The following is a 24,592-nucleotide window of genomic DNA, read 5'->3' as shown; positions in this document are numbered from 1 at the left end:
AACACCCTCCCTTATGCAATTGATCGTGTCGAACAAAACCTCAGAAGAGGCGTGGCGCCTCACTCATGTGTCAGCGCCACGTATTTCAATTCCAGATACTCCTCCAGGCCCTGGCGGCCGCCTACTCTGCCGATTCCGCTTTCCTTGACCCCGCCAAACGGGGCTTGCGGATAAGCCAATGACGTGCCGTTGATCGCCAGGTTCCCTACCTCCATCCCGTCAATCATGCGAAAGATTCTTGCCGTATCCCTGGTAAAGACATAGCCAGCCAATCCGTAGGAAGTATTGTTGCTTTGCCTCAACACTTCCGCTTCATCCGTAAACGACTGGACGGGTGCCACCGGACCAAAAATTTCCTTTTTCGTCAGTTCCATCTCCGGTGTGACACCGTCCAACAAGGTTGGCTGGTAAAAATATCCTCCCCCGTAGCTTCCGCCGGTCAAGCGGCTCCCCCCGGTGATCAGCTTCGCCCCTTTGCCGACGGCATCGCTGACCAATGCCTCCACCTTCGCCAGATAATTCGAATCGATCATCGCGCCGATCTGGCATCCCGGCTCTGTTCCGCTGGACACCTTCAACTGCCGGATTTTGTCCGCGAGCTTCGCAACCAGCTCCTGATGGATATCCGCGTGGACGTAGATGCGGTTGATCCCGTTGCAGACTTGTCCGCAGTTTTCAAACTTGTTGGCCATAATCGCATCGACCGCTTTATCCAAATCCGCGTCGGGGAAGACGATCACTGGTGCGTTTCCACCCAGTTCCAGCGTCAGCCGCTTCACATTGTCGGCTGCTTGGCGCATCAGGATTTTGCCGACTTCTGTCGAGCCGGTAAACGAGATTTTCCGCACCCGCGGATCGGCTGACAGCGTACGGCCAATCGCATCTGCATCCCCGGTCACCAAATTGGCGACACCTGCCGGCAGGTTGGTCTCCATCAAGTGCTGCATCAGGGCGATGGCGATCATCGGCGTCTGCTCGGCTGGCTTCAGCACAAAGGTGCAGCCCGCAGCGAGAGCGGGAGCCGCTTTGGTGGCCAAAATGGCGGCAGGAAAATTGGCCGGGGTGATCAGCCCGACAACACCGACCGCTTGGCGAAATACCAAGAGGCGCTGATCCGGGCGAACAGCCGGGATGATCTCTCCCGTAGCCCGTTTTCCTTCCTCGGCGTTCCAGCGGATGAATACAGCTACGCCTTCGATTTCTCCTCTCGCCTCATCCAGCGGTTTTCCCTGCTCCACCGACAGCAGCAGCGCCAGATTCTCACGGTCGGCAAGCACGCGGTCGGCCCAATCGTGCAAGTAGCCGGCCCGCTGCATCGGGGTCAGTTTGGACCAAGCCGGAAACGCCTGAGAAGCCGCGTCGATCGCCCGGCGGGTGATCTCCTCCCCGCCCCTGGGAACTTGTCCGACAGCCTGACCGGTTGCCGGGTTGATCACATCGGTCGACTCCGGCAGGCGCACCTGTTCTCCGTTGATCCACATAAAATTCCAATCGTCCAATTGAATCGGCTGCATACGCTTCTCGTTTCCCTCCTCACTCTTCCTTAAATGAATTCAAAGTACTTTTTCCGCTCCCAATCCGTCACCTCAAAGAAGTAATCGTTCAATTCATTCCTGGCGGCCGTCAGATAGTGCTCGACGACCTCTTCTCCGAGCAGGGTGCGGGCGATCTCGCTCTTTTCCAAGAGGGCGATCGCTTCCGCCAAATTGCCCGGCAGCCTTTGCACGCCCGGCGTATTCGAGGCATCTCCCCGCGTCGGCTCGCCGATCTCGATCCGATTCTCGATCCCGTACAATCCGGAAGCCAGGCACGCCGCCAGCACCAGGTAGTGGTTGACATCGGCGCCAGGGATGCGGTTTTCTATGCGGCAGGCTTTTCCCTTTCCGTCCACGCGGAAGGAGACCGTACGATTGTCCTCGCCCCAGGTCAGCGTATTGGGAGCTCCGCCCGTATTGGCCAAGCGCTTGTACGAGTTGATGTACGGCGCGTAGAAGAGCATGAATTCCGGCGCCAAGGCCATCATGCCGCCCAGGAAATGGCGTCCTGTCTCGGAGAGTCCGTACTTCTGGTCGGGGTCGTAAAACACGTTGGCGCCGCTTTCGTCCCACAGGCTGATATGCGTATGTCCGCTGCTGCCGGAATCATTGGTGTCGTGTTTGGCCATAAACGTCACCATCAGGTCGTTAAGCGCGGCGATCTCCTTGATCCCGTTCTTGTAGATCGCAGTCCGGTCAGCCATTTCCAGCGCTTCCGCATACTTCACGTTAAGCTCTACCTGGCCGTTGCCCCACTCCCCTTTGATCGCTTCCAGCGGCACGCCTGCCTCTTCCAGGTAGCGAGACAACTGACTCAGGAACCAGTCGTCTACGTTCAAGCGGTAGATCGAGTAGTCGATCGGATAGGAAAACAGCGGCTTCAGATTGGCAAAATTCTTTTCTCGAGCCGATTCGGAGGTCTCCTTAAAGATGTAGAATTCCATCTCGGAGGCGGCGTACGCCGTATATCCCATACGGTTTGCCTTGGCCAATTGCTTCTTTAGCATATTCCGCGGGGCGATGGAGACCTCAGAGCCATCCTTGTTGTAGATATCTCCCAGGACGAGCGCCGTCTTGTCAATCCACGGGTAGGTCCTGAGGGTGGAGAGATCCGGCACCACCTTCATATCGTGCAGGCCGGTTTCAAAGTTGCAAAACGAGTAATTCTCTGCAAATTTCAAACTCACGTCCCAGATGAAATTGATTGCGCAGGTATGAATCCCGTCCTTGGCATCCTCCAGGAAGTGCCCGGCCGGCACCTTTTTTCCGAACAGCTTGCCCTGCATATCGACTCCGGCCACGGTAACCGTCTGAATATCCCCGCTTTTCACCAGTTGTTCCAGTTGCTCTAATTCCAATTTGCCCATCTCTTTCCCCCCATTCTGTGCCTTCGTCGGTCAGTAAATCGTCCAGCCGCCGTCCACGACCAGTGTGCTTCCCGTAATGTACTCCGATTCATCCAACGAAAGGAAGACAACGGCATTGGCGACGTCCTGCGGTTGGCCCACCCGGCCGGCTGGCACGCGTTCCAAAATCCACTGTTTGACCGCCGGGTTGGACAGCCCTTTTTCGGTAAACGGTGTTTGCACGACGCCAGGGGCAACGCAGTTGACCGTGATCCCGTAAGCGGACAGTTCAAGCGCGGTCGCTTTGGTCAGCATGTGCAGCCCGCCTTTGGAAGAATTGTAGTGCGGCTGGCAGTGACCGCTGCTGGAGACGACGCGATGCGCTTCGACCGAGGTAATATTGACGATGCGCCCGCCAGATCCCGCCTTGATCATCTCCTTGGCTACTGCCTGTGTGCATAAAAAGGGAGCTTTTAGATTCACGTTGTGAACCCGATCCCACTCTTCCTCCGAAAGCTCCAAAAACGGAGTAAAACCGACGATGCCGGCATTGTTGACGAGGATGTCGATCTTGCCGAACTCCTTGATCGTCTGTGCCACCATCTTTTCCACGTCTGCCTTATCCGTTACGTCCACTTTGACGACCATCGCTTTGCTGCCCTCCGGGGCAAGAGAAATCGTCTCATGTGCGCCTGCTTCATTGATATCCGCTACGACAACAGTCGCTCCCTCTTCAAAATACCGCAGGGCGATGGCTCGTCCATTCCCGGAACCTGCCCCTGTTACGATGACGACTTTGTTTTTCAGTTTCATTCCGATCCTTCCTTTCTGCCGAGTCTTTTGATAAATTGCTGCAAGATCGCATGATAGGTCATCAGCGAGGCAATCTCTACATGCTCATCGGGACCGTGGTGATTGGCTCCGGCCGGCCCAAACTCGACCGCGGGAATCGCGTGCTTCGCGTAAAAGCGCGTATCGGCCGAACCATCCTGGCCAAACACCCTGACCTTCGTTTTTGTCACTTCTTCTGCTGCCTGAAGCAGCTGCTGAACGTGCTTGTCGTGTTCATCCGTTTGCACGGGCGCCCCGTGTTGAACGACTCGCACGGCGGCATTGGGCACCGCCCGCCGGACTTGCTCGACCAGCTCTTCCGGGTTTTGGTTGGGAAGATAGCGGATATCCAGGTGAAACGCACACGAATCCGGAACCTGGTTCAGCGCCCCTCCTCCTTGGATTTTCGCCAGATTAAAGGAAGGCTTGGAAAAATAGGGACTGCTCGCCTTGAGAAAATCCAGGGAAGCGATCGATCGGTAGTCTTCCATCGCTTGAAGGATGGCATTTTTCCCCAGCCAAGGGCGGCTGCCGTGGGCCGCTTCTCCGGTCGACTCAATCTCAAGCTGCAGTACGCCCTTTGCCTGGACGGCCACGCCCAGATTGGTCGGTTCGCCGCAGATGACGAAGTCACCCAGCACGCCGTTGTCTACCAGATACCCGGTTCCCAGCTCTCCCCCCTGTTCTTCATCGGGCACCAGTTTTAGCACGACCTGAATCCCAAGAGGGTTTTTTGCCAATTCGGCTGTCAGCATCATCATCACAGCCACGGCGCCCAGCATGTCATAGCTGCCGCGGCCAAACAGCTTTCCGCCTTCAAGCCGGGGAACGAAATCAGCAGGGCTGCCCGGGACCACATCGAGGTGCCCGTTTAAAATGACGCTGGCTCGCGGTCTCACAGCAGGGCTGCAGCTGGCCACAACCATCTTTAATCCTCGATTTTCCCGCAATTGGGCTTGCACTCCGCGTTGGCTCAACCAGTTGGCACAATATTCAGCCGATTTGTTTATGGCTGCAGGATGGGTATTCTCCATCCGGATTAAATCACTTATCAGCGCAACAAGGGTTTCCTCCTGCATCTCATCCACATCCTTATCCACTCAAGCTATCAAAAAAGTTTATCAATAAATAAAAATCTCCCCCTCCGCTGTTCCCTCTGTTGATTGATGAACAAATCATCTCTTCCATCTTCTTGCAAGTTTGATGCCAAATCTATCAGCGAAAAATAAGCCATTTGTCCCGAAATAAGTCGAAAAAATGGGATAAACGGGGTGTAAATACCCCATTCATCCCATTACCCTATCCCATTTTGAATGTAACGGTACCCTTTTTCCGTCAATCTGCATCCGGCGCGCCCCGTCATTACTTCGATCAGTCCTGCTTGCCGCAATTGCTCGATTGTTTTTCTCACTTCATTTTCCGACAGAGCCAAACCCCGCTTTTTGGCAACCGCCACGATCGCCCTTCTGCCGGTGTTCCCTCCCTGCAGCCGGGCCTGGTACATGAGGTTCAGAATAAAATGTTCCGGATTCACTTCACCTCTGAACAAAGGCCGTTCAACCATCTCCTCAGCCTGATCCTGTCCGACTTGGGGCGAACGGGGCGCCTCCAGAATGGCGGAAATGTCTTCTAAGGTCAAACTCCCTTCATTCATAAATGCCAGGTACTCCATAGCATTTTCCAGCTCTCGGACATTTCCGGGCCAGTGGTAGCGCAGCAAGGCTTCTTGTATCTCTTTGCCAAGATTCAAGCGGGTGTCTCTTCTCTGCAAAAAATGGCTGGCGAGTAACAAGATGTCTTCCCTCCGCTCCCTCAGTGGGGGCACCTCCAACTGCAGCACCTTCAGACGGTAAAACAAATCGTCGCGAAATTTCCCCTCGGCAACCAGGCTGCGCAAATCCCGATTGGTAGCTGCGATAATTCTGACATCGACGGGCAGCAGTCTCGTTCCCCCCACCTTCAGCACTTCCTTCTGCTGCAGCACTCGCAGCAGCCGGCTTTGCATGCTGACGGAAATATCGCCGATTTCATCGAGAAAGATCGTACCTTTGTGGGCCTGCTCAAACAGCCCGGGTTTTCCGCCTTTTTTTGCTCCGGTGAACGCCCCGTCTTCGTACCCGAACAACTCGCTCTCGAGCAGGTTGTCGGGCAGCGCACCGCAGTTGACTGCGACAAAGGGGTATGCGGCTCTTGGAGAGGCCTGATGGATGGCGTGGGCAAACAGCTCCTTGCCCGTTCCGCTCTCGCCCAGGATCAATACGCTTAAATCGCTCATGGCCATCTTTTCGGCGCGGCGAGCCAGTTTTTTCATCGACTCGCACTTGCTGATGAGATCGGAAAACGTGTATCTTGCCTCATGTCCCTTGGACTGGATCCGCAATTTCAGCTCTAACTCTTCGACCTTTTTCGCAGCCTTCAGGGTGAGCACACCGCCGATGATGTGGCCGTCGCTCTTGATGACCTGCTTGTTCACCCAGATCTTTTGTTTCCTGATGGTGACGAGCGAGTCTTGCACGGACTCCAACTCCACTCCTTCCCGGAGAAGCAGCTCGTCAACCGTAAACTCTCTGGCCTGTTCATTCGAGCAGGCAAAGATCGTCTCTGCCGCCGGATTGAACAGCGTAATCCTGCCGGCGTTGTCAAAGGCGATCACCCCGTCCTGGACCATGTCCAGGGTGAGCTGCAGCAGGTTTTTCGTGTTGATCAGCCCCTGCATGGCGACTTGCAAGCCCTGGCTGCGGGTGATGATCTGATGGGTGTAATCCAGCAGAATCTCCCTGGTTTCGCCGTGTAATATACCAAGTTGGGTCAGCATATCCACCATCGTGCTGACATCTACGACACGCTCGCCGATATCGACGACCCGGCGGACGAACGGCGGGACGTATTGGCTCTCCCCGGGAGTAATGGCCGCGGAAAGCTGTTCGACCTGGTCGGTCTCCGGATAATACGGTACGTATTCAATATGCCCTGCTCCAAGTTCGCGAAGCAGTGCGATCGTCTCCTCCGCCGAATCCTTCTCGTCGTTTACCAACAGGAACCTCTCCCCGGAAGGAATCGCCATCACTCTTTCCCAGCTGTCCCTTCTCACAGTGCGTCTGATGACGAGAACAACTGTTCCTGTCTTGATTTTGGGGGCGGACCTCCGAGTGAAAATGGTGTGGGTACTAATCAGCACCATGTCGAAATCGCCGTTGTTTTCCGGCCAATCTTCGAGCGAAAATGCGGTGAATGAGATAAATGTTCCAAATAAAGAGTCCAATTGGTTGGCAATGGATGCTGCCGTACGCAGCGAACCGGCAATAATGGCTACTTTTTTCATCAACGGTTTCAGTCTCGATCACTTCCTGCCCTATTCTTCCTATTTTCTCTTTCGGCATAATTCTTGCAAAATATTAAATTGTTACTATTATAACAGGAGGAAGAGCAAATGTTTCGGTTAGGTTCACGATTATCTTTTTTCGGCAAGAATCTCATCTTATCGACACTGACCATTTTACTGATGGGGATCGTACTCACCCTGACCAGTTACTTTATCCAAAAAGCTTTTTTGTTGGAAAATCTGGATCAACAGGCGCGGGGATTTGCCTCCTACGCAAAAGGCGGGCTGAAGCTGGACGACGTGAAACAAGCCTTGATCCAGCATGAAAAATCCGCTCCCGTTCAAAAGCAGCTGACACAGCAGCTGGACCGCATGTCCAAGGAAAACCCCAACATCGCCCAAGGATACATATTCGGAGCGGAAATGACCAATGGCAATACCAATCTGACCGTTGCCGTTCCTACCGATGTGCAGGAAGCGGGCTACAGCCCCGGGGATATGTTTGAACAAGCAGACAAATGGGTCGCTGCCTACCAACGCCTGATGAGCTCGAAGGAAGCGGTCAACACTGGTGTCTATACCGACTCTTACGGCACGTGGATGACCATCCTGGAGCCCATTATGGATGATAACGGGCAGGTAATCGCGATATTCGGAGTGGATACGGATGCAAGCATCATCGCCAAAGGCACTAACCAGTTGTTGCTGTGGCTGGCAGCCGTCCTGATCCTCTCCTTTATCGGTATTTTCGTAATTCAGTTTGTAGCTTTGCGCAGATTTCTTTCGCCGCTGCAGCACGTGTTTGATGCCATCAGTCAGATGAGCGAGGGCAGATTGGATCTGGAGCTGAAGGTGGACAGCCAGGACGAGCTGGGCGTATTGAGTCAAAAGGTAAACGGCCTCCTGTCCCAGTGGAGAACGATCATTCGCCGCGTGCAGCAATACGCCGAGCATGCCGCCGCTTCTGCCAGCGAGCTGTCCGTGACCGCGGAGCAGAACACCGCCTCGATCAATCAGATGACGAATGCCATCCAGGAAGTGGCCGGCGGTACAACGACCCAGGCCCAGTCTGCTGAAGAAAATGCCAAAGCCATGGATGAGATGGCGATCGGCATTCAGCGCATCGCGGAAGCCTCCTCCAACGTAGCCGAGTCATCGGCTGACATGGCCGAGAAAGCGCAGCAGGGCTACAATTCTATCAACAAAGTGGTTGGCCAGATCGATGCGATCAGCCGAGCTGTCAACTCATCCTCTCTCGTCGTCACTACTTTGGATGAGCGTTCACAGGAAATCGGCAAGATTGTCGATGTGATCTCCGAGATTGCCTCGCAGACGAATCTGTTGGCGCTCAACGCCGCGATCGAAGCGGCAAGAGCGGGTGAACAAGGCAAGGGATTTGCCGTCGTAGCGGATGAGGTGCGCAAACTGGCTGAGCAATCGGCACGGTCTACCGCGCAAATCACCAGTTTAATCGTAGAAACGCAGCAGGATACGGCAAAAGCCGTACAGACGATGCAGGAAGGGACGCGAGAGGTCGAGGTGGGAATCCACGTAGCCAACGAAGCGGGCCTGGCATTCCAGCATATTCTGCAGGCCACTCAGGACGTCGCGGATCAGGTGCAGGAGGTATCGGCCATCTCCCAGCAGATGTCGGCCGGCTCCGAAGAGGTGTCCGCAACCGTACAGGAATTGGCCTCCATCGCCAAAGAGTCGGCGGCCAACATCTCTGCTGTTGCCTCTTCAGCTGAAGAACAGCTTGCATCCACACAAATGATCGCTGAGTCTGTCCAAACATTAAACCAGATGGCACACGAGCTGCAGACGATCGTTGGGAAATTCAAGGCGTAACAAACAACATCCTACTCTCATGTCGCAAGCCTCTTGAGTGAAAAACAAATGCCGGATTCCGCTGCTCGGAGTCCGGCATTGCTTTTCGATTGAGGTGCTTTTGGATCGGGCGATCTCTTTGTTCAGGCTTTTCTGAGACGATTGGTCAATTGGCCCAGTTTTTCGATTTCGATCGTGACGACATCCCCATCCTTCAGCCAGACGCGCTGATCTTCCGGATAACCCGTGATGACGCCTTCAGGTGTTCCCGTCAAGATCAGATCGCCGGGCTGCAGGGTCATATGCTCTGATATGTAGCTGATGATCTCGTCGCAGGCGAAAATCATGTCTGATGTGTTGGAGTCTTGGCGGACTTCTCCATTTACCGTTGCGGTAATGCGCAGGTCATTGGGATTTCTGATCTCGTCGGCACTGACCAGGTAAGGACCGACCGGACAAAAACCGTCACACGTTTTGCCGAGCAGCCACTGGGAGCTTTTAAACTGCAGATCGCGCGCCGACAGGTCGTTGGCGTTGCAGTAGCCGTAAACGTACGACAACGCGTCCGCCTTCGTTACGTTTTTCGCTTGCGCTCCGATGACAATCACCAGTTCCGCCTCGTAGTCTACCTGGGTAGAAGCCTGCGGGAGCTCGATTTCGTCACCGTGTGCCGCCAGTGTATTATGGAATTTGCTGAATAACAGCGGAGCAGGCGGATATGGCATGTTGCACTCATCTGCGTGTTTTTTGTAGTTAAGGCCGACGCAGACGATTTTTGGCGGTTCAGGGACACAAGGGCCGAGTTGAAGCGTCTCCTCCTCGAGGAACAGAGAGCTGTTTTCGCCGGCCTTGTCTGCCAGCTGCGCGAGAAGCGCTTTCCCCGCTTCGCCGCGGGCGATCAGGTCGCCTACTGTAGTCGGCGCGTCCTGATATTCGGGAAAGGCTGCAACCGCCTGTTCCACATCCAGGATTCCTCTGTCGGTTTTCATTCCCAGACACAGCTTGCCTTCTTTTTGGAATGTAATCGTGATCATCTGTATTCCTCCTATGCTTGCTTTTGACAACACTGCCGATACTTCACACTGTCCGCAGCCAAAAGAAACGGGGCGCTCCGACTGCGCCCTTATCTTTTCTGACGATTTTATCTAGTTCGACTCTTGTCTGCGAATTCCTGCCTGCACCCTCAGCCGATCATCCCTGCCGGTCCCAGGTGACGCCGCCGGTCGCCCAATCTTTTCGCCTGACCTCCCGGACGATGATGTCGACTTCTTCCGCTTCGATCTCCAAGGATTCCGCCATCGCCTCCGTGACGCGGCGAATCATGGCTAGCTTTTTCTCATCTGACCTTCCTTCCAACAGCTCAATATGTACCAATGGCATCCTGCTTCCCTCCATGTCTTTTTTGGCTTCAAGCAAATCTGGTGATACTGTACCGGTCAATCGGGATCGACGTGTCTCCCTCCGTGATCAACTCTGTCATCAGCGTCCCTACCAGGGGAGAGAGCGTAATGCCGCTGTGCATGGCGGCAACGTACAGGTGCTCCACTCCTGGAACCTTGCCGAGAATCGGCAGTTCATCCTCCGGCATCGCCCGGATGCCGGAAAAGCAGCGAACGACATGGGCCTTTGCGAGAGCAGGCACGACATGGGCGGCCAGGCTTGCCGTATTCTGGATGATGTCAAGCGTACTGCTGCGGTCAAACCCCGCACGTTCGTGCGAGTAACCGATCAACACCTCGCCGTTGAGCGTCTGCCTCATGCTGCTGATCGTATGGTTTATCAGCGGGGCGAGCGGCTCCGTGATGAGAATTTGGCCCCGAACCGGATCGATCGGTATGTTAATGCCAAGCATTTTTCCGACTTCCCGCGACCAGACACCGGCACAGAGGATCAGATTTTTCGCTGTGAAACTACCTTTTTCTGAATGGACAACAAATTGGCCGCGGTGTTTTTCCAGATCGGTTACGCGGTTGTAAAACAGGTACTCCACCCCGTGCTTTTTGGCTGTGCGCATGTACATCTCCACCAGCCGCAGCGGGTTGACGTTGCCGTCAATCCGGCTGAAGGTAGCACCGGCCACCTCCGGGGAGAGCGCGGGTTCCATCGCCAATACCTCATCACGGGTCAACACCTGGATCTCGATTCCCACTTCCGCCTGACTTTCGGCCAGCCGCTTCGCCCGCTCCCGCTCCGCCTCGGTGAAGAACGGAGCCAGTCCCCCGGTGCGATGGAATTCCACATCGCCGATCCTTCGCTCCAGATAAGGGTACAGCTCCGAGCTGTACATGCTGAATTCGCCGTAATACGATGGAGTCTTGGTGTGGACCCAGACCCATGCCTGTGTCGAGCCAGAAGTTCCGGTCAAGGGATATTTTTGTTCGATCAAGAGGATGCCTTCCTGACGCTTTTCCGCCAGGTGGCAGGCGATGCTGTTGCCGATCACGCCGCCGCCGACAATGATCGTCTCGTATTCACTTCTCACCTGCATCCCCTCCTCCGTCCTTGCTTCCCTGGTGTGGTTGCTCTGCTTCCGCCAACAGGGCGTTTTCCGCAAAAGCGCTGTCTACACTCGCAGCCAAGACTCCGATCGGTATGGGTCGCAGCGGCATTCTCAAACGGGGCAGCGGCACGCTTGAGACGTGAATCGTTCTGCAGTCGGCGATGTACTGCGACACCGGTATGCGGCAGATTTTCGCCTGACACTGGCCCATTCCGCAGCGGGTCAATCGCTTTACATCATCAAAGCTTTCCGCCCCCTGCTGCAGTGCCAGCTGGATTTCTTCGGCCGTGATCTCTTCGCAGCGGCAGAGAATCGTCGATGTGTCCATGTACTTCACTCCTTCCCCTGACCTGACACGTGCAGCCACTCGCTTGGATCGCGGGACAACCTCAGGTTCATCCACTCGGATAAATGATTCACTCTCTCATCCCACACCAACGGATCAACCCCGTTCTCGATGCGGCACAACGCTTGCCACAGTTCCTGTTTGCGCTGCGCCAGCTCTTGCCGGCTGGACGGCTGGCTTACGCGGGCGGCTGCGGAAATGCCGGCGATCATTCCGGTCAGCAAGCAGGCTGCCTGGCTGCTGACGCCGGCCGCATTACCGGCGACAAAGATCCCTTCGACAGAGGTCTGCAGGTCCATATCGTAGCTGGGCAGCCACCCGCCCAACTGCTGCCGGAAAGCGAGCTCGCAGTCGAGGATCGAGAACGGCTCCAAAATCGGGTGGCGTCCGCCATCCGTACAGATCAGATCTACCTCGTAGGAGATCGGCTGATCCGTGCTGTTCTTTCGGACGAAGGCCTGCTCTACCCTTCCCGTACCTTTCGCTTCGCTAATCTCAGCCCCGAGCAGCACGGGGACATGTTCAGCCGCGTACTGATGATTTTCTTTCCGCTTGGCCTGAATCGCTCCGCTTTGCTCTACGACTGCCAGCACATCGATGCCGACCTCGTGCATTTGCCGAACGACTTCGATCGCGAAGTCGCTGGAACCGACCATCAGCGCCTTCTTCCCGGGGAGCACCCGTTCCCGGTTGATGGCGATTTGCGCAGCTCCTGGCGTCATCACTCCTGGAAGAGTCCAGCCGGGGAAGGTGACAGGCGTTTCGGCAGCTCCCGTCGCGAAGATTACGCTGGCAGCGGCGACCCTTTGCACCTGCTGCTCGTCACTGATGCCGATGCTGCCGTCGGCAAAGCGGCCGATCATCGCGTGTTCGAGCAGAATATCGACAGGAAGCGGTTCAAGCTGCCCAAGCAGCCGCTCGGCCAAGACAAATCCCCTCGCCCCGGTATAAGGGGCGGGCAAATCCTCCAGCACCTGTGTCTGCTGGCGCAGTTGACCGCCAAGCGACCACGATTCCTCGACAATCGTCACTTTCCTGCCGCTGGCGGCTGCCTCATAAGCCGCCAGCAATCCTGCCGGACCGCCGCCAATCACGAGTATGTCAGTCTTCATCCAGATCTCTCCCTACCTGCGGATCGCCTGTGTTTTGCCGGATCTTCATGCCTGCCCGCACCCGGGTGACACAAGCCCGGACGTGTTCATGTCCGTCAATCGTCATAAAACAACTGCAGCATCTCCCCGAAGCGCAATACACACCCCTTGCCTGCCGCAATTTACGGCTTCGCCCCAGCGCGACAATGCCGTTTGCCATCAAGGCAAATGCAACCGTCTGGCCGGGCCGGGCCTCTATCTTTCGCCCCTCAAAATCGATCGTAATCCTTTCTGCGTCTGGCAGTTCACCGAGTACCGGATGATGCAGAATCTCCATGTCTCTCCTCCTCCGTATTTTTCATGGCGTACAGCCGGCCTACCCCAAAAACCTTTTCGATGACGATCATCAGCAGGATGGTGATAAAGATCATGATGCTGGATACGGACGTAATGATCGGATCGTACTGGTACTGGATGTAGGTAAAAATCCGCACCGGAAGCGTCACCACATCCGTACTGACGATGAACAAGGCTACCGTCAAATCGTCAAACGAGGTGATAAAAGCAAACACGGCCCCGGCGATGATCCCTGATTTGATCACCGGCAATGTGATGTGGAAGAACACCTGCAGGGGAGATGCCCCCAGATTCATCGCTGCCTGTTCAATCGATCGGTTGAAGCCGACAAGGCTGGCCATCACCAGCCTGATGACGTAGGGGACGGTCAGGATGATATGGCCCAGGACGAGCGCCAACGGACTTGCCGCAAGTCCGATCCAGGAAAAATACTGCAGCAGGGCAATTCCAAAGACCACAGACGGTATCAGCATGGGCGACCCGAAAAATTGCGTCAAGGCCGCCTTGCCGCGAAAGTCATAGCGGACCAGTGCGAGTGAAGCCAGTGTTCCCAACGCAGTTGCGATCAAAGCCGCTCCGGCCGCGACGGTAAAGCTCAAGCCGAACGATTGAATGAATTCCGGATGGTTGAACAGCTCGGCATACCATCGCAGCGTAATTCCCTTCGGCGGGAATGTGACATATTCCGTCTCCGTCAGGGAGGAGAGCAGGATCACGACGACCGGAGCCAGCAAGAAAAGATAGATCAAGCTGACGTACCCTCGGAGCGCCCACTTGGAGTATGACCGGTTCATTGTATCGCCACCCCCGCTTTCGATTGGTTGAGCAAGCGGCTGTAAATCAGCAGGATGAGCGTCGTCATCAGGATCAAGACAAAGCCGATCGCCCCGCCGTACGGCCAATTGAGCAGCACGACCACCTGTTCGTACGTCAGGTAGGACATCACTTTCACTTGCGGCCCGCCGAGGATCGCAGGGGTCACAAACGAACTGGACGCCAGACTGAACACCATCACGGAACCGGCGAAAACTCCCGGCAAGCTGAGCGGCAGCGTGACCGAAAAGAACGTCCGTACCGGACTTGCCCCGAGATTTTGCGACGCCTGTAAAACTGAAGGATCGATGCGTTCCAGCGATCCGACGATGCCCAGCACCATGTACGGAAACAGGACATGGACCATCCCGATCTCCACTCCGAGTTCGGAATACAGCAATTTCAGCGGCTTGTCGATCCACCCAAGCGACAGCAGCACATTGTTGATCACCCCGTTGTTGGCCAGCAGGATCACCCAGCCGTAGCAGCGGATCACCATGCTGATCAAGAGCGGCGAGAGCAGCAAGAGCGTCAGAAGGTTGCGCGTTCGGCCCGTGGTCTGGACGAGGTGGTACGCGACTGGATACCCGATCACAAGTGCAGCGATCGTCGTGACCAGACCGATTCTGATCGTATTCCACAGGACGCCCAGATAAAAAGGATCAAACAGGAATTTCCCATAGTTTTCCAACGTCCAGCCCTCGCCCATACCGGAGGTAGGATCGAACGGATGAAAACTTCCGACGAACAGATAGAGCAGCGGAACCAGGAAGAAAACGACAAAGATCAGCAAGCAGGGCAAGAGCAGCAGCCAAACGTCCCATTTCCGCGCTTTTTTCCGATTGGGCTGAGTTGTGCTTTCGGCGATAGCAGGTTGCACGCCTACACCTCGCTTCCCGCCAACAACAAATCCTTTGGCTCCCAATAGACATATACCTGTTCATCCTGCAGGATATCGTCCATGCCGACTGATGATTCTGACGCTTCCGCCACGATCTGCTGATCTCTGACCTGCAGGATGAACCGCGTCTTGGATCCGAGAAACACCTTCCTCGCCAGCGTGGCCGCAACCGCCGGATATGCGTCCGGCTTCACGCGGGAGATGTGCATTCGCTCCGGGCGGATGTAAAAGGTTGCACGCCCTATGCCAGCCGGAGCGGGCGGCAGAGGGAGCTGGAGGGTGTTGCCGTATACATGCACGGTACATTCCTGCTCCGTGGAACCGACGATTTCCCCTGACAGCCTGTTTACTTCGCCGATGAAGCTGGCGACAAAAGACGTCTTCGGCTGGTTGTAGATTTGCTCCGGCGTATCCACCTGTTCGATCCTGCCCTCGTTCATGACCGCGATCCGGTCAGAAATGGACAGGGCTTCTTCCTGGTCATGGGTGACGAATATGGTGGTGATCCCCACCTGCTTCTGGATGAGCGAGATCTCCTCGCGCATCTCCTGGCGCAGCCGGGCGTCCAGGTTGCTGAGCGGTTCGTCCAAGAGCAGGACGGTCGGCTCGATCACCAGCGCGCGGGAAATCGCCACACGCTGCTGCTGCCCCCCTGAGAGCTGTTTGGGATAGCGGTCCCGCAAGGCTTCCAGCCTCGTCATCTCAAGTGCCGACTGCACCCGTTGACGAATCTGATCCCGCGGGACCTTGCGCAGCTTCAGTCCGTAAGCGACGTTGTCGTAGACAGTCATGTGGGGAAACAGCGCGTAATTTTGAAAGACCATGCCCATGCTTCGCTTGTAAGGGGGGAGGTTATGTACCGGCCTCCCCTCTACTTCGATCGCTCCCTCGTCCAATGCCAAAAATCCTGCGATCATGTTGAGCGTGGTCGTCTTGCCGCAGCCGGAAGGGCCGAGAAACGATATCAACTCCCCTTTTTCGATGTCCAGCGACAGGTGTTTGACAATTTTGCTTTGACCGAATGTTTTGACTATATTATGCAGCCGCAGGTAACTCACATGCCTTCCCCCTTCTAGTGAGCGATCTCGATTTCCTTGTTGGCCCGCTCCGTCCAGGCGGCACGGTTTTCGTTGACCGTCTTCCAGTCCATCCTTACCAGCTTGTTGACCGTCTCTTCGCCGTAGACCACCTTGGCTGCCACATCTTCGGGCAGCTTCACCTGCTTGTTGACCGGTCCTGTGAAAGTGGCTTTACTTTGCGCTTCCTGCGCTTCTTCACTTAGCATAAAATCGATGAATGCTTGTGCCAACTCGGGATGGGGAGCATTTTTTACCAGATTTGCTGTCGGCATTAAGGCTACGGCTCCTTCTTTGGGGTACACAAAGTCAATCGGGAAGTTCTTCGACTGAAGCGTAAAGGTGCGTCCAACCCCCCAAGCAGATATAACAGTTTCGCCTTGCATGAAGTAATTGGAAACGTCAGCCGTCTTGTCAAAGGTAACAGCATATTGGGCAATTTCCTTAAGCTTGGCAAAACCGGGCTCAATATTACTCTCACTGCCTCCGTTCGCCTTGGCTAACATGACCAACAAGTGAACCCCGTAAGTATTGGCAATTGAGGGCAGCACCAGCTTGTCTTTAAATTCCGTGTTGCTAATATCGTTCCAGGAAGACGGCGCAGTCCATCCCTCCTCTTTAAACACCTTGGTATTGTACGACAGTCCGGTAGCGTCCAAACCGGTTGCCACACCTATGTTGTCACTATCTTTTGCGATGTCGTAGACTTCGGATAAATGAGGCACTTTAGCAGGATCAAGGGGTGCCAACAAGCCGAAGGATTTTGCCATAGCTTGCGGGCCATCGTCCATAAAGGCCACATCTATTTGCGGTTTGTCCTTTTGTGCCTGCAACTTCGCCAAGGTGTCCATTGAGCTGCCCGTGACATAGGTCACTTTCGCCTTGTACTTTTGTTCGAATAAAGGGATGATCGACTCTTTCATCGCCTTCTCGTGGCTTCCACCATAGGCAGCCACGACTAATGTGCTGCTTTCTTCTTTGCCGCCGGAAGATGCCGGTTGTCCACCTGCACCGCAGCCCGTTGCCAGCAATGCTGCCAGCAATAACGGCCCCAACCCTAACCGTTTTTTCATATACCTCTTCCTCCTTATATAGATATATTGATATAACCTTTTTAGGTGAAGAACTGATTCCCTGCGCTTTTTCCTTTTTAAGAAAATCACAGTTTTACTTCCAGATAGTACCGGGCACGATCCGACCGCTCGATGAACTTGGAAAATTCGACGATGCGGTTTTGCGAAGTGTAGGTGGTACGCTCCATTACAATCACGGATGTCCCTTTCCGAATTTTCAACAGGGACGCTTCATACTCATTCGCTACAGAGGAGGCCAGATATATCTTGGCCCGGTCCAGTACGACCTGGTAGCGTTTTTTCAGGACATTGTAGATCAAGTCGTTCTCGATCAGCTGCGGCGTAAAGTCCGGGCAGACATCGCAGGGAAGGTACGAATACTCGATGACGGTCGGTTCCTCGTCAACCAGCTTGATCCGATTGATCTTGGCTACGAGGTCGCTCTTTGCTATCCCCAGCGCCTTGGCGATACTCTCCCCCGCCGGTTCGATGGAAAAGCTGACAGTCTTGTGCGGGTAGCTGGCATCGTCATTAGCCAGGCTAACGCTTTGGTACAGATCTTCTTCTCTTCCCTTCCTGGTGACAAACGTCCCTTTGCCCTGCTGACGGTACAACAGGCCAGCGTGCACCAGATCGGTAATGGCACGCTTGACAGTAATCCGGCTTACCTCCAGAGCTTCGGCCAGCTCGTTTTCCGTCGGCAGCTGAAAGCCCGGCAGCCACTCTTCAAGCGCAATCTTCTCCTCGATGATCGTCTTCAACTGGTGGTATAGCGGGATCGGCGAATTCTTGTCCAGTTTCATCATTCACTCTCCAAAGTGTATATAGTTATAAAGATATATCCTTTCTCGTCGAATATTCTGAATTTACACTTGATTGTATGTCGTGTGCTGAATTCTGTCAAGTAAGCGTTTCAACTCTTAGCCTGCAGCCTTGAAAAAATGGAGCGGCAGCCCCTTCACGGTTGCTGCCGCCCACTGACCGCCTGTTGGGGCGGTTCGCTGTTGATCTACAACATGGCATGGCGCTGTCTAAATTCCTCCCTGGCTTTGTCGTTCATCCGGGCCGGTGTCCAGGCTGGTTCCCAGACGAGATTGACTTCCACTTCCTTCACTTCGGGAATGCCCTTTACCTTCTTGGTTACCTCGTCGGAAATAAAACCGTGCAGCGGACAGCCAGGCGTCGTTAACGTCATGGTGACGATGACATTTTGACGATCATCGACGCCAACGTCATACACCAATCCCAGGTCGACGATGTTGATGCCAAGTTCAGGATCGATCACTTCTTCCAAAGCAGCCCATACTTTATCTTCCATATTCATCGGCAGGCCCTCCAGTCGCTGGCAAAAGGTACATCTTTGCTGTAGTTTGCCTGACAGAGGCCCTTTTATGCAAGCAAACCTTAGAAAAACAGTGCGGTCAACTCTTCGGCATCGATTTTGCCGAAGTATTTTCCAAGGTCGACACCCGATAAAATCTCATAGACGGCCTGTTTTTCGTAAACGACGCCGACCAGCATCTGCTCCAGATCGGCTACGTCTTCTACGCCAAAAAAGTCGCCGTACACCTTCGCTTGCTGGATTTTTCCCTTGTCGATTGACAGCTGGACCTCTACGGTTCCGATGTCAAAGCGCTTGGTCTGGCGGAAATTGCTCTTCGGCGATTTTCCAAAATTCCAGTCCCAGTTCTGGTATTTTGCTTTTGACAGCTCGTGAATCTTTTCCCAATCTTCCTCTGTCAGCCGGTACTCGACCACTTCTTCTCCTTGGAAAATAAAGCGGAGGAGCGACTCCCGGAACTGCTCAATGGTGAGCTTTTCGTTCAGGAATTCCGAGATGTTGGCTACGCGGCTGCGAATCGACTTGATCCCTTTTGACTGGATCTTCTGCGGGTTCACCTTTAACGTCTGCACGACCGTCTCCAGATTGGAATCGAACAGCAGCGTTCCGTGGCTGAACATCCTCCCTTTGGTCGAGTACTGGGCGTTTCCGGAGATTTTCCGCTCGCCGACCTGGATGTCGTTGCGCCCGGTAAGCTCGGCATTGACACCCAGTTGGCGCAGAGCTTGTACGACAGGTTCGGTAAACTTCTTGAAATTGTGGAACGACTGGCCGTCATCCTTGGTGATAAAGCTGAAATTCAGGTTGCCCAGGTCGTGGTAGACGGCACCGCCCCCCGACATGCGGCGCACCACGTGGATTTTGTGCTCCGTTACGTAATCGATATTGATCTCTTCCATCGTATTCTGGTTCTTGCCGATAATGATCGAAGGTTCATTGATGTAAAACAGCAGGTAGTCCTCATCGTCAGGCAGGTTTTTCAAGCAGTATTCCTCTATCGCCAGATTGATTCGCGGATCGGTGATCCCTTGGTTATCGATAAATTTCATCAGATTTCCCCCCTTCTCTCTATTGTAGTAGAAGCGGGAAGAATGACAAGGACAAGACGGTACCGCTCGACACTTGGATGACCCCTTGCGCTGCGGGCCGCCGGCGAACAGAAACGGAGCCAATCAGGCTCCGCCTTTCAGAACTTGCCGTCTCCCTATGCCGGCTATGCATCAGACGCCGCTTGCGTGTTTCTGTACAACTCTTCCAGTGATTGCCCCTTTGCCCGCGCCAGCACCTCGATCCGGACGTTGAACTGCTTTTGGGAATAGCTGAGCAGGTCGGCATACCGGACGCCAAACGCGCTGCTCTCCTTCTGCTCCAATCCCTGATACATCTCCCGCGCTAGCGGAAGCAGTTCCTCCAGCTTTTTGACGATCTGCTCAAACAGCTGAGGGTGTTCGCAAATCAACCGCTGTAGCAAAAACGTGCCATAGCTGATGTGGCGCGACTCATCCATTTTCAGGTAGCCGACCCCTTTCATCAATCCCGGCATGACGCCCGCCTTGCTCAGCCCCTCGTAAAAGGCGTAATAGCCCGTCTCCGCCAATACCCCTTCTACGAACATATTGTAGATCGTCGATGCTTCCGCCACCGCCTCCGGGGACTGGTCAGTGATCAACCGCTCCATGGCCTCGGGGAGAATTTCATAAAACACTCTTTTGTAGGCGTCCCCATGATACTGTGCAAGATCCCCTGTTTCCCCGATAGCATCGAGCGCGAGGCGGAAAAACTCCGTATGTTTTGCCTCTTCAAACAAGAAGGTGGTCAGAAACATCTCTTCCTCGATTCTCCCTTGTTTGGCAATCGCCATGATCAGCGGCAGCAAGTCAAGCGTGACAGCTTCCTCTCCCCCGAGAAAGCCGGCCATTCTGCGCAGCGTCTCATCTCTCTGCTCCGCTGTCATTCTCACCCAGTCTGCCTGGTCCTGGCTGAAGTCGATGTCCTGCGGGTTCCAAGTGCCAAACCGTTTGGCCTTCTGATACAGCTGGTACGGCAGCAGATCCGTCTTCAGTCCCCGACAACCCGTCGTAATCATTTCCTTCCTCACGAATACCCCTCCTGAAAAGATACTCCCAGTTAGAGCCGCTCTCCCTTTCACAGCGCTATTTTTCCCAGATACGGAACATACAGTATAGGAAAGGAAGAGGCATGCCTTACTTCCTCTTATTGTAGCTTGCTGATCCGGCAGACTTGTATTCCCTAAAAGAGGGGGGTTTTGGTTCATGGAGATGGCCGAGATGCTGCGCTACCTGGAGCGCATTTGCAAAACAAAGCAGCAGGAGGCGAAACATGTTCTTGCTGTTCGCGGATTTCTCGATCTGTTTCATTTCCGTGCGGCCTCATTGTTTACCTACTCGGCCATGAACGAAACAGGCGAAGGAATCATCCGGGCGTGCGAGCGCGGAATATACAGCATTCGAGAGATTCGGGAAGACGTCCGTACAATCCCGCCGATGCACGCCGCGATCCATTCGAAACGGGCAGACATCATCGACTCCGCCAGTTTGGCTCGACATTTTCCCGCCAAATATGTACAAGGACTCTCCTACCTCCTCGTCGTGCCGATCTGCAGCGGACCGTTGACAATCGGCTGTGCCACGGTAACCCGTTACGCCGGACCGGGCACGATCGGGACAAAGATGCTTCAGGCTTTGACCATCTACGGGCAGATGATTGGAGAGACCTTCATCGAGCGGGAACAGCGTCCCCGGCAGGTACTGAGCAATCGTGAACGCGAAGTTCTGCAGCGAATGGCCTGGGGTGAATTCATCAAGGAGATGGCCGACCACATGGGAATAAGCGAATATACCGTTCGAGACTATATCAAGTCTGCCTTGCGAAAAATGAATGCTCAAAACCGGACAGAAGCCGTAGCGATCGCGCTGCGAACCGGGATCATCAAATGAGCGTAAAAAACCGGTCCTCAGCTTATCTGAAGACCGGTTTTGTCTTTGCCCTGCTTAAAATAAAGGCATGTTGTCCAGGTTGTTGGACGGGTCGCCATCGGGAATGCTGCGCAGGTGAATATCGCCACCCCTGCCCTTGAATACCTGTACGTTTTCGATCATGCCTTGCTCAGCCAAACGCTGCGCGACGAGGTAATCCACCTCATTGCCGTCAGACAATTTCAGCTTGATGATGTCGCCGTCCCCATTTTTGCGTACGGCGACGACATGCGGCTTCTGTTCGTCTGTCACGCGTATCCCCTCCTTTGCGGTTCCTTTCTTAGGGTTTCCAACAAAAGGGGAAGCATACTATGCTTGAGGTTGGCAGGCGGCACGCAGATACTCTTCAAATTCCTGGCTGGCCAGCGGCTGGCTGAAGTAATATCCCTGTCCCTGTGCACAGCCATCCCCGTTTAAGATATTAAGCTGATCGCCGGTTTCGACACCTTCGGCGACGACGTTGAGATTCAGGCTTTGGGCGATCGTCAGGATGGCCTTCACGATCGCCTGGCTCTCCTTGTTGTGGTGCAGATCGCGGATAAAGGAAGCATCTATTTTGATCGTATCGATCGGCAGATCCTTGATGTAGCTAAAGGAGCTGTAGCCTGTCCCAAAGTCGTCGATCGACACCTGCACCCCCAGCTCTCGTATGTTTTGCAGAATAGCGGTGGCATTGTCAGAATTCAAAAAGATGCTCTCGGTAATCTCCAATTCCAGCCACTCTGGTGCCAAACGGGTCTCTTCGAGAATGCCGCGGACCATTTCCAACAGATTCTTCTGCTGAAACTGCTGTGCCGACATATTGACAGCGATTTTGAGTGGAGGATATCCATTCTCCTGCCAAGCCTTGTTTTGTTCGCAGGCGTGACGCAGAATCCACTCGCCCAGCGGGATGATCAGCCCGCACTCCTCGGCCAGCGGGATAAATTTGCCCGGAGCGATCAGCCCCAGCTCCGGATGAACCCATCGAACCAAAGCCTCCATCCCGATCAACTCGCCCGTGGTCAAATCCATTTTCGGTTGATAGTAGAGCCGGAATTGCTCGTGTTCGATAGCTTTGCGCAGTTCGTTTTCCAGGAGGATACGCTCCAACGACTTGGCTTCCATCGCCGGCGTAAAAAATTCGTACTCGTTGCGTCCGCGTGATTTGACTGCGTATAGCGCGGTATCCGCCCGTTTCAGCAGATCATCAGCGTTTGCCGCATCAGCAGGATACATGGCAATTCCAATGCTGCAGGAGAGGTTGTACTGATGTCCCATCCACTCCAGCGGTTTTTGGAATTGGGCGATCACCCGCTCCGCCACTGCTGAAACCTCTTCCTTTCGGGAGATGTTGGCGAGCAAGACAGTAAACTCATCCCCGCCCAAACGGGCCACGACATCTTCCGAGCGGACGCATCTCTTCAGCCGCTTGGCTGCTTCGATCAAAATCAGGTCCCCTACATCGTGGCCCCAGGTATCGTTGATGTCCTTAAAGCGGTCCATATCGAGAAACATGACGGCCAGCTCCGACTTGATGCGTTTGGCCTGGTTGATCTCTTTATGCAGCCGTTCGATAAATAACCGGCGATTTGGCAGTTCTGTCAGCGTGTCGTGATAGGCCAAATGGTAAATCGTCTGCTCCGATTTTTTTCGTTCCGTGATATCCCGCAGTACCAGCACCAAGTCTTTTACGTTACCGGATTGGTTCAGAATCGGGTTGATCTTGGCGTCCATGTCGATAGCACTGCCGCTCTTGGTCGGGATGCGGAATTCCACCTGGGACGCTTTTTTTGTGACCAGTACCGTATGAATCACTTCTTCCACTGCATCCCGATCCGCCTCGAGGACCCACTGCAGCAGGTTGCCCGACATCATCTCTGCAGGCTCATACCCCAAGACAACCTGATGGGAAGGGGATAGATAGGAAAAGGTTCCATCCCGGTCGATCACGGCGATCAGGTCAGAGGTATTTTCCGTTATTAAACGGTACTTTTCCTCACTTTTCTTGATCTCTTCCTCCATTTGCTTGCGCTGGGTGATATCATTCCGTATCGAGACGTACTGATACGGTTTTCCCTGGTCGTTCAAAAACGGAATAATCGTCGTATCTACCCAGTAAAACGAACCATCCTTCGCCCGGTTCCGAACTTCTCCTCGCCAAATGCGTCCTGATCCGATCGTTGCCCACATCGTTCGGAAAAATTCAGCAGGATGATAGCCGGAATTTAAAATCCGATGATCCTGCCCGATTAATTCGCTCTGTTCGTATCGAGAAATTTTGCAAAATTGCTCATTGGCATAAAGAATGCTGCCGCGCTGATCTGTGATGGCCACGATTGAAGCCTGATCCAGGGCGTATTTGATGTCATGCAGTTCTTTTAATACGTGTTGCAGCGTTTCATCCTGTTTTTGCAAAAGAGAATTCCAATCCAACGTTCATCACCTGTCTGCTCTTGTCGACTTGATCGAAATCAACGGCATGTCCTTTTCCGTGCAACGCGGCTGAAAAGGAAAATCCCTGGAATATTATGGACGATACCGAATCCAGGGATTGCAATGACTCGATCAGGGGTCGTAACCCTTCCACGATTATTTACCAGAATGCGGGTATTTTCAAGCTTTTTACGAATAATAGAGCAAATCTGTGCTTCATTTGTATGCATTTTGTTATACATATTTTACCATATGGCGAAAAACGGTCCCTTTCAACATCGTTTTTCCGTCCTCGCGATAGCCCATCTTTGTGTACAGTGCAAAGGCACGGTCGTTGTTTTCCTCGACGAGCAGCGACAGCTTCCTGTGCCCTGCCGCCATCGCCTGCGCTTCAAAAGCCAGCATGAGCCCCTTGGCAAACCCCCGTCCACGATACGCTTCGTGAACGGCAAGCGAATCGAGATAGTACTCGTCCTCCCCTGCTTCCCGTTCGAAGGTGTAATCTGTCCTGCCCGTCTGGCGGCAGATTCGATCCAGCAACGGCTTGTCCAGCGTGTCGGAACGGCTGCCGTGGTAGGCGACCAGCATGCCGACGACCTGACCATCCTGTTCCTCCACCAGAATATTTTCGTAACTGATGCGGTTTCCCTTTTGCCGGTAAAAATCAGTCAAAATCCGCAGCGCCTCGTCATCGTCCGGCGTCCCGGCAAGCGTATTGGCGATGGAACCGATCGCGCAGTGGAGCAGCGGAATGATTTGTGCGGCATCTTCCTGTTTTGCTTTCCGAATCATGTTGTCCTCCCATGGTGTCTGCACCAGAT

At 54.2% G+C, this 24,592-nt stretch carries 24 protein-coding genes; 2 read left to right on the top strand and 22 right to left on the bottom strand.

Going from position 1 to position 24,592, the window contains the following annotated elements; all coding sequences use genetic code 11:
• Positions 1–59: 59 nt before the first annotated feature.
• From ACI7RC_RS24595 to ACI7RC_RS24575, 5 genes are all read right to left on the bottom strand, one after another.
• Positions 60–1,514: an NAD-dependent succinate-semialdehyde dehydrogenase gene (locus tag ACI7RC_RS24595; RefSeq protein ID WP_408110822.1), complete on the bottom strand. Its 1,455-nt coding sequence runs from the start codon at positions 1,512–1,514 to the stop codon at positions 60–62.
• Between the two features lie 29 nt (positions 1,515–1,543).
• Entirely contained in the window at positions 1,544–2,902 is a 1,359-nt protein-coding gene (locus tag ACI7RC_RS24590) for a glutamine synthetase family protein (protein WP_408110821.1), read from the bottom strand.
• 30 nt (positions 2,903–2,932) lie between these two features.
• Positions 2,933–3,694, bottom strand: a complete 762-nt coding sequence (locus ACI7RC_RS24585) for an SDR family NAD(P)-dependent oxidoreductase (RefSeq protein ID WP_408110820.1) — start codon at positions 3,692–3,694, stop codon at positions 2,933–2,935.
• Complete coding sequence (locus ACI7RC_RS24580) at positions 3,691–4,791, bottom strand: M20 family metallopeptidase (RefSeq protein ID WP_408110819.1); 1,101 nt, start codon at positions 4,789–4,791, stop codon at positions 3,691–3,693. Before ACI7RC_RS24580 ends, ACI7RC_RS24585 begins: the two co-directional genes overlap by 4 nt.
• Before the next feature lie 215 nt (positions 4,792–5,006).
• Positions 5,007–7,034, bottom strand: coding sequence for a sigma-54 interaction domain-containing protein (locus tag ACI7RC_RS24575; protein WP_408110829.1), 2,028 nt, complete (start codon positions 7,032–7,034; stop codon positions 5,007–5,009).
• 108 nt (positions 7,035–7,142) lie between these two features.
• On the opposite strand from ACI7RC_RS24575, the gene ACI7RC_RS24570 reads away from it, so the two are divergent.
• Positions 7,143–8,882 carry a methyl-accepting chemotaxis protein gene (locus tag ACI7RC_RS24570; RefSeq protein WP_408110818.1) on the top strand — a complete coding sequence of 580 codons (1,740 nt, stop codon included), beginning with the start codon at positions 7,143–7,145 and terminating at the stop codon, positions 8,880–8,882.
• A gap of 122 nt (positions 8,883–9,004) precedes the next feature.
• Here ACI7RC_RS24570 and ACI7RC_RS24565 read toward each other — a convergent pair whose 3' ends face one another.
• The 14 genes from ACI7RC_RS24565 to ACI7RC_RS24500 form a co-directional block, all read right to left on the bottom strand.
• Positions 9,005–9,895 carry a fumarylacetoacetate hydrolase family protein gene (locus ACI7RC_RS24565; protein ID WP_408110817.1) on the bottom strand — a complete coding sequence of 297 codons (891 nt, stop codon included), beginning with the start codon at positions 9,893–9,895 and terminating at the stop codon, positions 9,005–9,007.
• Positions 9,896–10,052: 157 nt separating this feature from the next.
• On the bottom strand, positions 10,053–10,241 hold the full coding sequence (locus tag ACI7RC_RS24560; protein WP_408110816.1) for a 2-hydroxymuconate tautomerase: 189 nt from the start codon (positions 10,239–10,241) through the stop codon (positions 10,053–10,055).
• 28 nt (positions 10,242–10,269) lie between these two features.
• The gene (locus ACI7RC_RS24555) at positions 10,270–11,343 is read right to left on the bottom strand and encodes an NAD(P)/FAD-dependent oxidoreductase (RefSeq protein ID WP_408110815.1); all 1,074 of its coding nucleotides are present in this window, start codon (positions 11,341–11,343) and stop codon (positions 10,270–10,272) included.
• Positions 11,333–11,689, bottom strand: a complete 357-nt coding sequence (locus tag ACI7RC_RS24550) for a (2Fe-2S)-binding protein (protein WP_408110814.1) — start codon at positions 11,687–11,689, stop codon at positions 11,333–11,335. Before ACI7RC_RS24550 ends, ACI7RC_RS24555 begins: the two co-directional genes overlap by 11 nt.
• Positions 11,690–11,694: 5 nt before the next feature.
• Positions 11,695–12,819 carry an NAD(P)/FAD-dependent oxidoreductase gene (locus tag ACI7RC_RS24545; RefSeq protein ID WP_408110813.1) on the bottom strand — a complete coding sequence of 375 codons (1,125 nt, stop codon included), beginning with the start codon at positions 12,817–12,819 and terminating at the stop codon, positions 11,695–11,697.
• A complete protein-coding gene (locus ACI7RC_RS24540; protein WP_408110812.1) occupies positions 12,809–13,135 on the bottom strand; it encodes a (2Fe-2S)-binding protein in 327 nt (108 codons plus the stop codon). Before ACI7RC_RS24540 ends, ACI7RC_RS24545 begins: the two co-directional genes overlap by 11 nt.
• Entirely contained in the window at positions 13,104–13,949 is an 846-nt protein-coding gene (locus ACI7RC_RS24535) for an ABC transporter permease (protein WP_408110811.1), read from the bottom strand. The genes ACI7RC_RS24540 and ACI7RC_RS24535 overlap by 32 nt, the downstream gene beginning before the upstream one ends.
• Complete coding sequence (locus ACI7RC_RS24530) at positions 13,946–14,848, bottom strand: ABC transporter permease (protein WP_408110810.1); 903 nt, start codon at positions 14,846–14,848, stop codon at positions 13,946–13,948. Before ACI7RC_RS24530 ends, ACI7RC_RS24535 begins: the two co-directional genes overlap by 4 nt.
• Positions 14,849–14,850: 2 nt before the next feature.
• Positions 14,851–15,927, bottom strand: coding sequence for an ABC transporter ATP-binding protein (locus tag ACI7RC_RS24525; RefSeq protein ID WP_408110809.1), 1,077 nt, complete (start codon positions 15,925–15,927; stop codon positions 14,851–14,853).
• Between the two features lie 14 nt (positions 15,928–15,941).
• Positions 15,942–17,018: an ABC transporter substrate-binding protein gene (locus ACI7RC_RS24520; protein WP_408110808.1), complete on the bottom strand. Its 1,077-nt coding sequence runs from the start codon at positions 17,016–17,018 to the stop codon at positions 15,942–15,944.
• Between the two features lie 86 nt (positions 17,019–17,104).
• On the bottom strand, positions 17,105–17,821 hold the full coding sequence (locus ACI7RC_RS24515; protein ID WP_408110807.1) for a GntR family transcriptional regulator: 717 nt from the start codon (positions 17,819–17,821) through the stop codon (positions 17,105–17,107).
• Between the two features lie 206 nt (positions 17,822–18,027).
• Complete coding sequence (locus ACI7RC_RS24510; protein WP_408110806.1) at positions 18,028–18,342, bottom strand: metal-sulfur cluster assembly factor; 315 nt, start codon at positions 18,340–18,342, stop codon at positions 18,028–18,030.
• 80 nt (positions 18,343–18,422) lie between these two features.
• On the bottom strand, positions 18,423–19,409 hold the full coding sequence (gene lplA / locus ACI7RC_RS24505) for a lipoate--protein ligase (protein ID WP_408110805.1): 987 nt from the start codon (positions 19,407–19,409) through the stop codon (positions 18,423–18,425).
• 164 nt (positions 19,410–19,573) lie between these two features.
• Positions 19,574–20,458, bottom strand: a complete 885-nt coding sequence (locus ACI7RC_RS24500) for a R2-like ligand-binding oxidase (protein ID WP_408110804.1) — start codon at positions 20,456–20,458, stop codon at positions 19,574–19,576.
• 175 nt (positions 20,459–20,633) lie between these two features.
• Between ACI7RC_RS24500 and ACI7RC_RS24495 the strand changes: the two genes are divergently transcribed.
• Positions 20,634–21,317 carry a response regulator transcription factor gene (locus ACI7RC_RS24495; RefSeq protein WP_408110803.1) on the top strand — a complete coding sequence of 228 codons (684 nt, stop codon included), beginning with the start codon at positions 20,634–20,636 and terminating at the stop codon, positions 21,315–21,317.
• A gap of 54 nt (positions 21,318–21,371) precedes the next feature.
• On the opposite strand, the gene ACI7RC_RS24490 is transcribed toward ACI7RC_RS24495, so the two are convergent.
• From ACI7RC_RS24490 to ACI7RC_RS24480, 3 genes are all read right to left on the bottom strand, one after another.
• Positions 21,372–21,608, bottom strand: coding sequence for a DUF3892 domain-containing protein (locus ACI7RC_RS24490; protein WP_408110802.1), 237 nt, complete (start codon positions 21,606–21,608; stop codon positions 21,372–21,374).
• A 57-nt stretch (positions 21,609–21,665) separates the two neighbouring features.
• On the bottom strand, positions 21,666–23,771 hold the full coding sequence (locus ACI7RC_RS24485; RefSeq protein ID WP_408110801.1) for a sensor domain-containing protein: 2,106 nt from the start codon (positions 23,769–23,771) through the stop codon (positions 21,666–21,668).
• 234 nt (positions 23,772–24,005) lie between these two features.
• Positions 24,006–24,563 (bottom strand): GNAT family N-acetyltransferase, encoded by a 558-nt coding sequence (locus ACI7RC_RS24480; RefSeq protein ID WP_408110800.1) that lies wholly within the window; start codon positions 24,561–24,563, stop codon positions 24,006–24,008.
• Positions 24,564–24,592 lie beyond the last annotated feature (29 nt).

This window comes from Brevibacillus sp. B_LB10_24 (genome assembly GCF_046036945.1).
Taxonomy (GTDB): domain Bacteria; phylum Bacillota; class Bacilli; order Brevibacillales; family Brevibacillaceae; genus Brevibacillus_C.
Note: the sequence above shows the minus strand (reverse complement) of the source record. Positions and strands in the feature narration are given on the sequence as shown.

Bases quoted from the DNA above. Each gene is read 5' to 3' on its own strand.
- ACI7RC_RS24595 (WP_408110822.1), bottom strand. From the start codon at position 1,514: ATGCAGCCGATTCAATTGGACGATTGGAATTTTATGTGGATCAACGGA.
- ACI7RC_RS24590 (WP_408110821.1), bottom strand. From the start codon at position 2,902: ATGGGCAAATTGGAATTAGAGCAACTGGAACAACTGGTGAAAAGCGGG.
- ACI7RC_RS24585 (WP_408110820.1), bottom strand. From the start codon at position 3,694: ATGAAACTGAAAAACAAAGTCGTCATCGTAACAGGGGCAGGTTCCGGG.
- ACI7RC_RS24580 (WP_408110819.1), bottom strand. From the start codon at position 4,791: ATGCAGGAGGAAACCCTTGTTGCGCTGATAAGTGATTTAATCCGGATG.
- ACI7RC_RS24575 (WP_408110829.1), bottom strand. From the start codon at position 7,034: ATGAAAAAAGTAGCCATTATTGCCGGTTCGCTGCGTACGGCAGCATCC.
- ACI7RC_RS24570 (WP_408110818.1), top strand. From the start codon at position 7,143: ATGTTTCGGTTAGGTTCACGATTATCTTTTTTCGGCAAGAATCTCATC.
- ACI7RC_RS24565 (WP_408110817.1), bottom strand. From the start codon at position 9,895: ATGATCACGATTACATTCCAAAAAGAAGGCAAGCTGTGTCTGGGAATG.
- ACI7RC_RS24560 (WP_408110816.1), bottom strand. From the start codon at position 10,241: ATGCCATTGGTACATATTGAGCTGTTGGAAGGAAGGTCAGATGAGAAA.
- ACI7RC_RS24550 (WP_408110814.1), bottom strand. From the start codon at position 11,689: ATGGACACATCGACGATTCTCTGCCGCTGCGAAGAGATCACGGCCGAA.
- ACI7RC_RS24545 (WP_408110813.1), bottom strand. From the start codon at position 12,819: ATGAAGACTGACATACTCGTGATTGGCGGCGGTCCGGCAGGATTGCTG.
- ACI7RC_RS24540 (WP_408110812.1), bottom strand. From the start codon at position 13,135: ATGGAGATTCTGCATCATCCGGTACTCGGTGAACTGCCAGACGCAGAA.
- ACI7RC_RS24535 (WP_408110811.1), bottom strand. From the start codon at position 13,949: ATGAACCGGTCATACTCCAAGTGGGCGCTCCGAGGGTACGTCAGCTTG.
- ACI7RC_RS24520 (WP_408110808.1), bottom strand. From the start codon at position 17,018: ATGAAAAAACGGTTAGGGTTGGGGCCGTTATTGCTGGCAGCATTGCTG.
- ACI7RC_RS24515 (WP_408110807.1), bottom strand. From the start codon at position 17,821: ATGAAACTGGACAAGAATTCGCCGATCCCGCTATACCACCAGTTGAAG.
- ACI7RC_RS24510 (WP_408110806.1), bottom strand. From the start codon at position 18,342: ATGAATATGGAAGATAAAGTATGGGCTGCTTTGGAAGAAGTGATCGAT.
- lplA (WP_408110805.1), bottom strand. From the start codon at position 19,409: ATGAAATTTATCGATAACCAAGGGATCACCGATCCGCGAATCAATCTG.
- ACI7RC_RS24495 (WP_408110803.1), top strand. From the start codon at position 20,634: ATGGAGATGGCCGAGATGCTGCGCTACCTGGAGCGCATTTGCAAAACA.
- ACI7RC_RS24480 (WP_408110800.1), bottom strand. From the start codon at position 24,563: ATGATTCGGAAAGCAAAACAGGAAGATGCCGCACAAATCATTCCGCTG.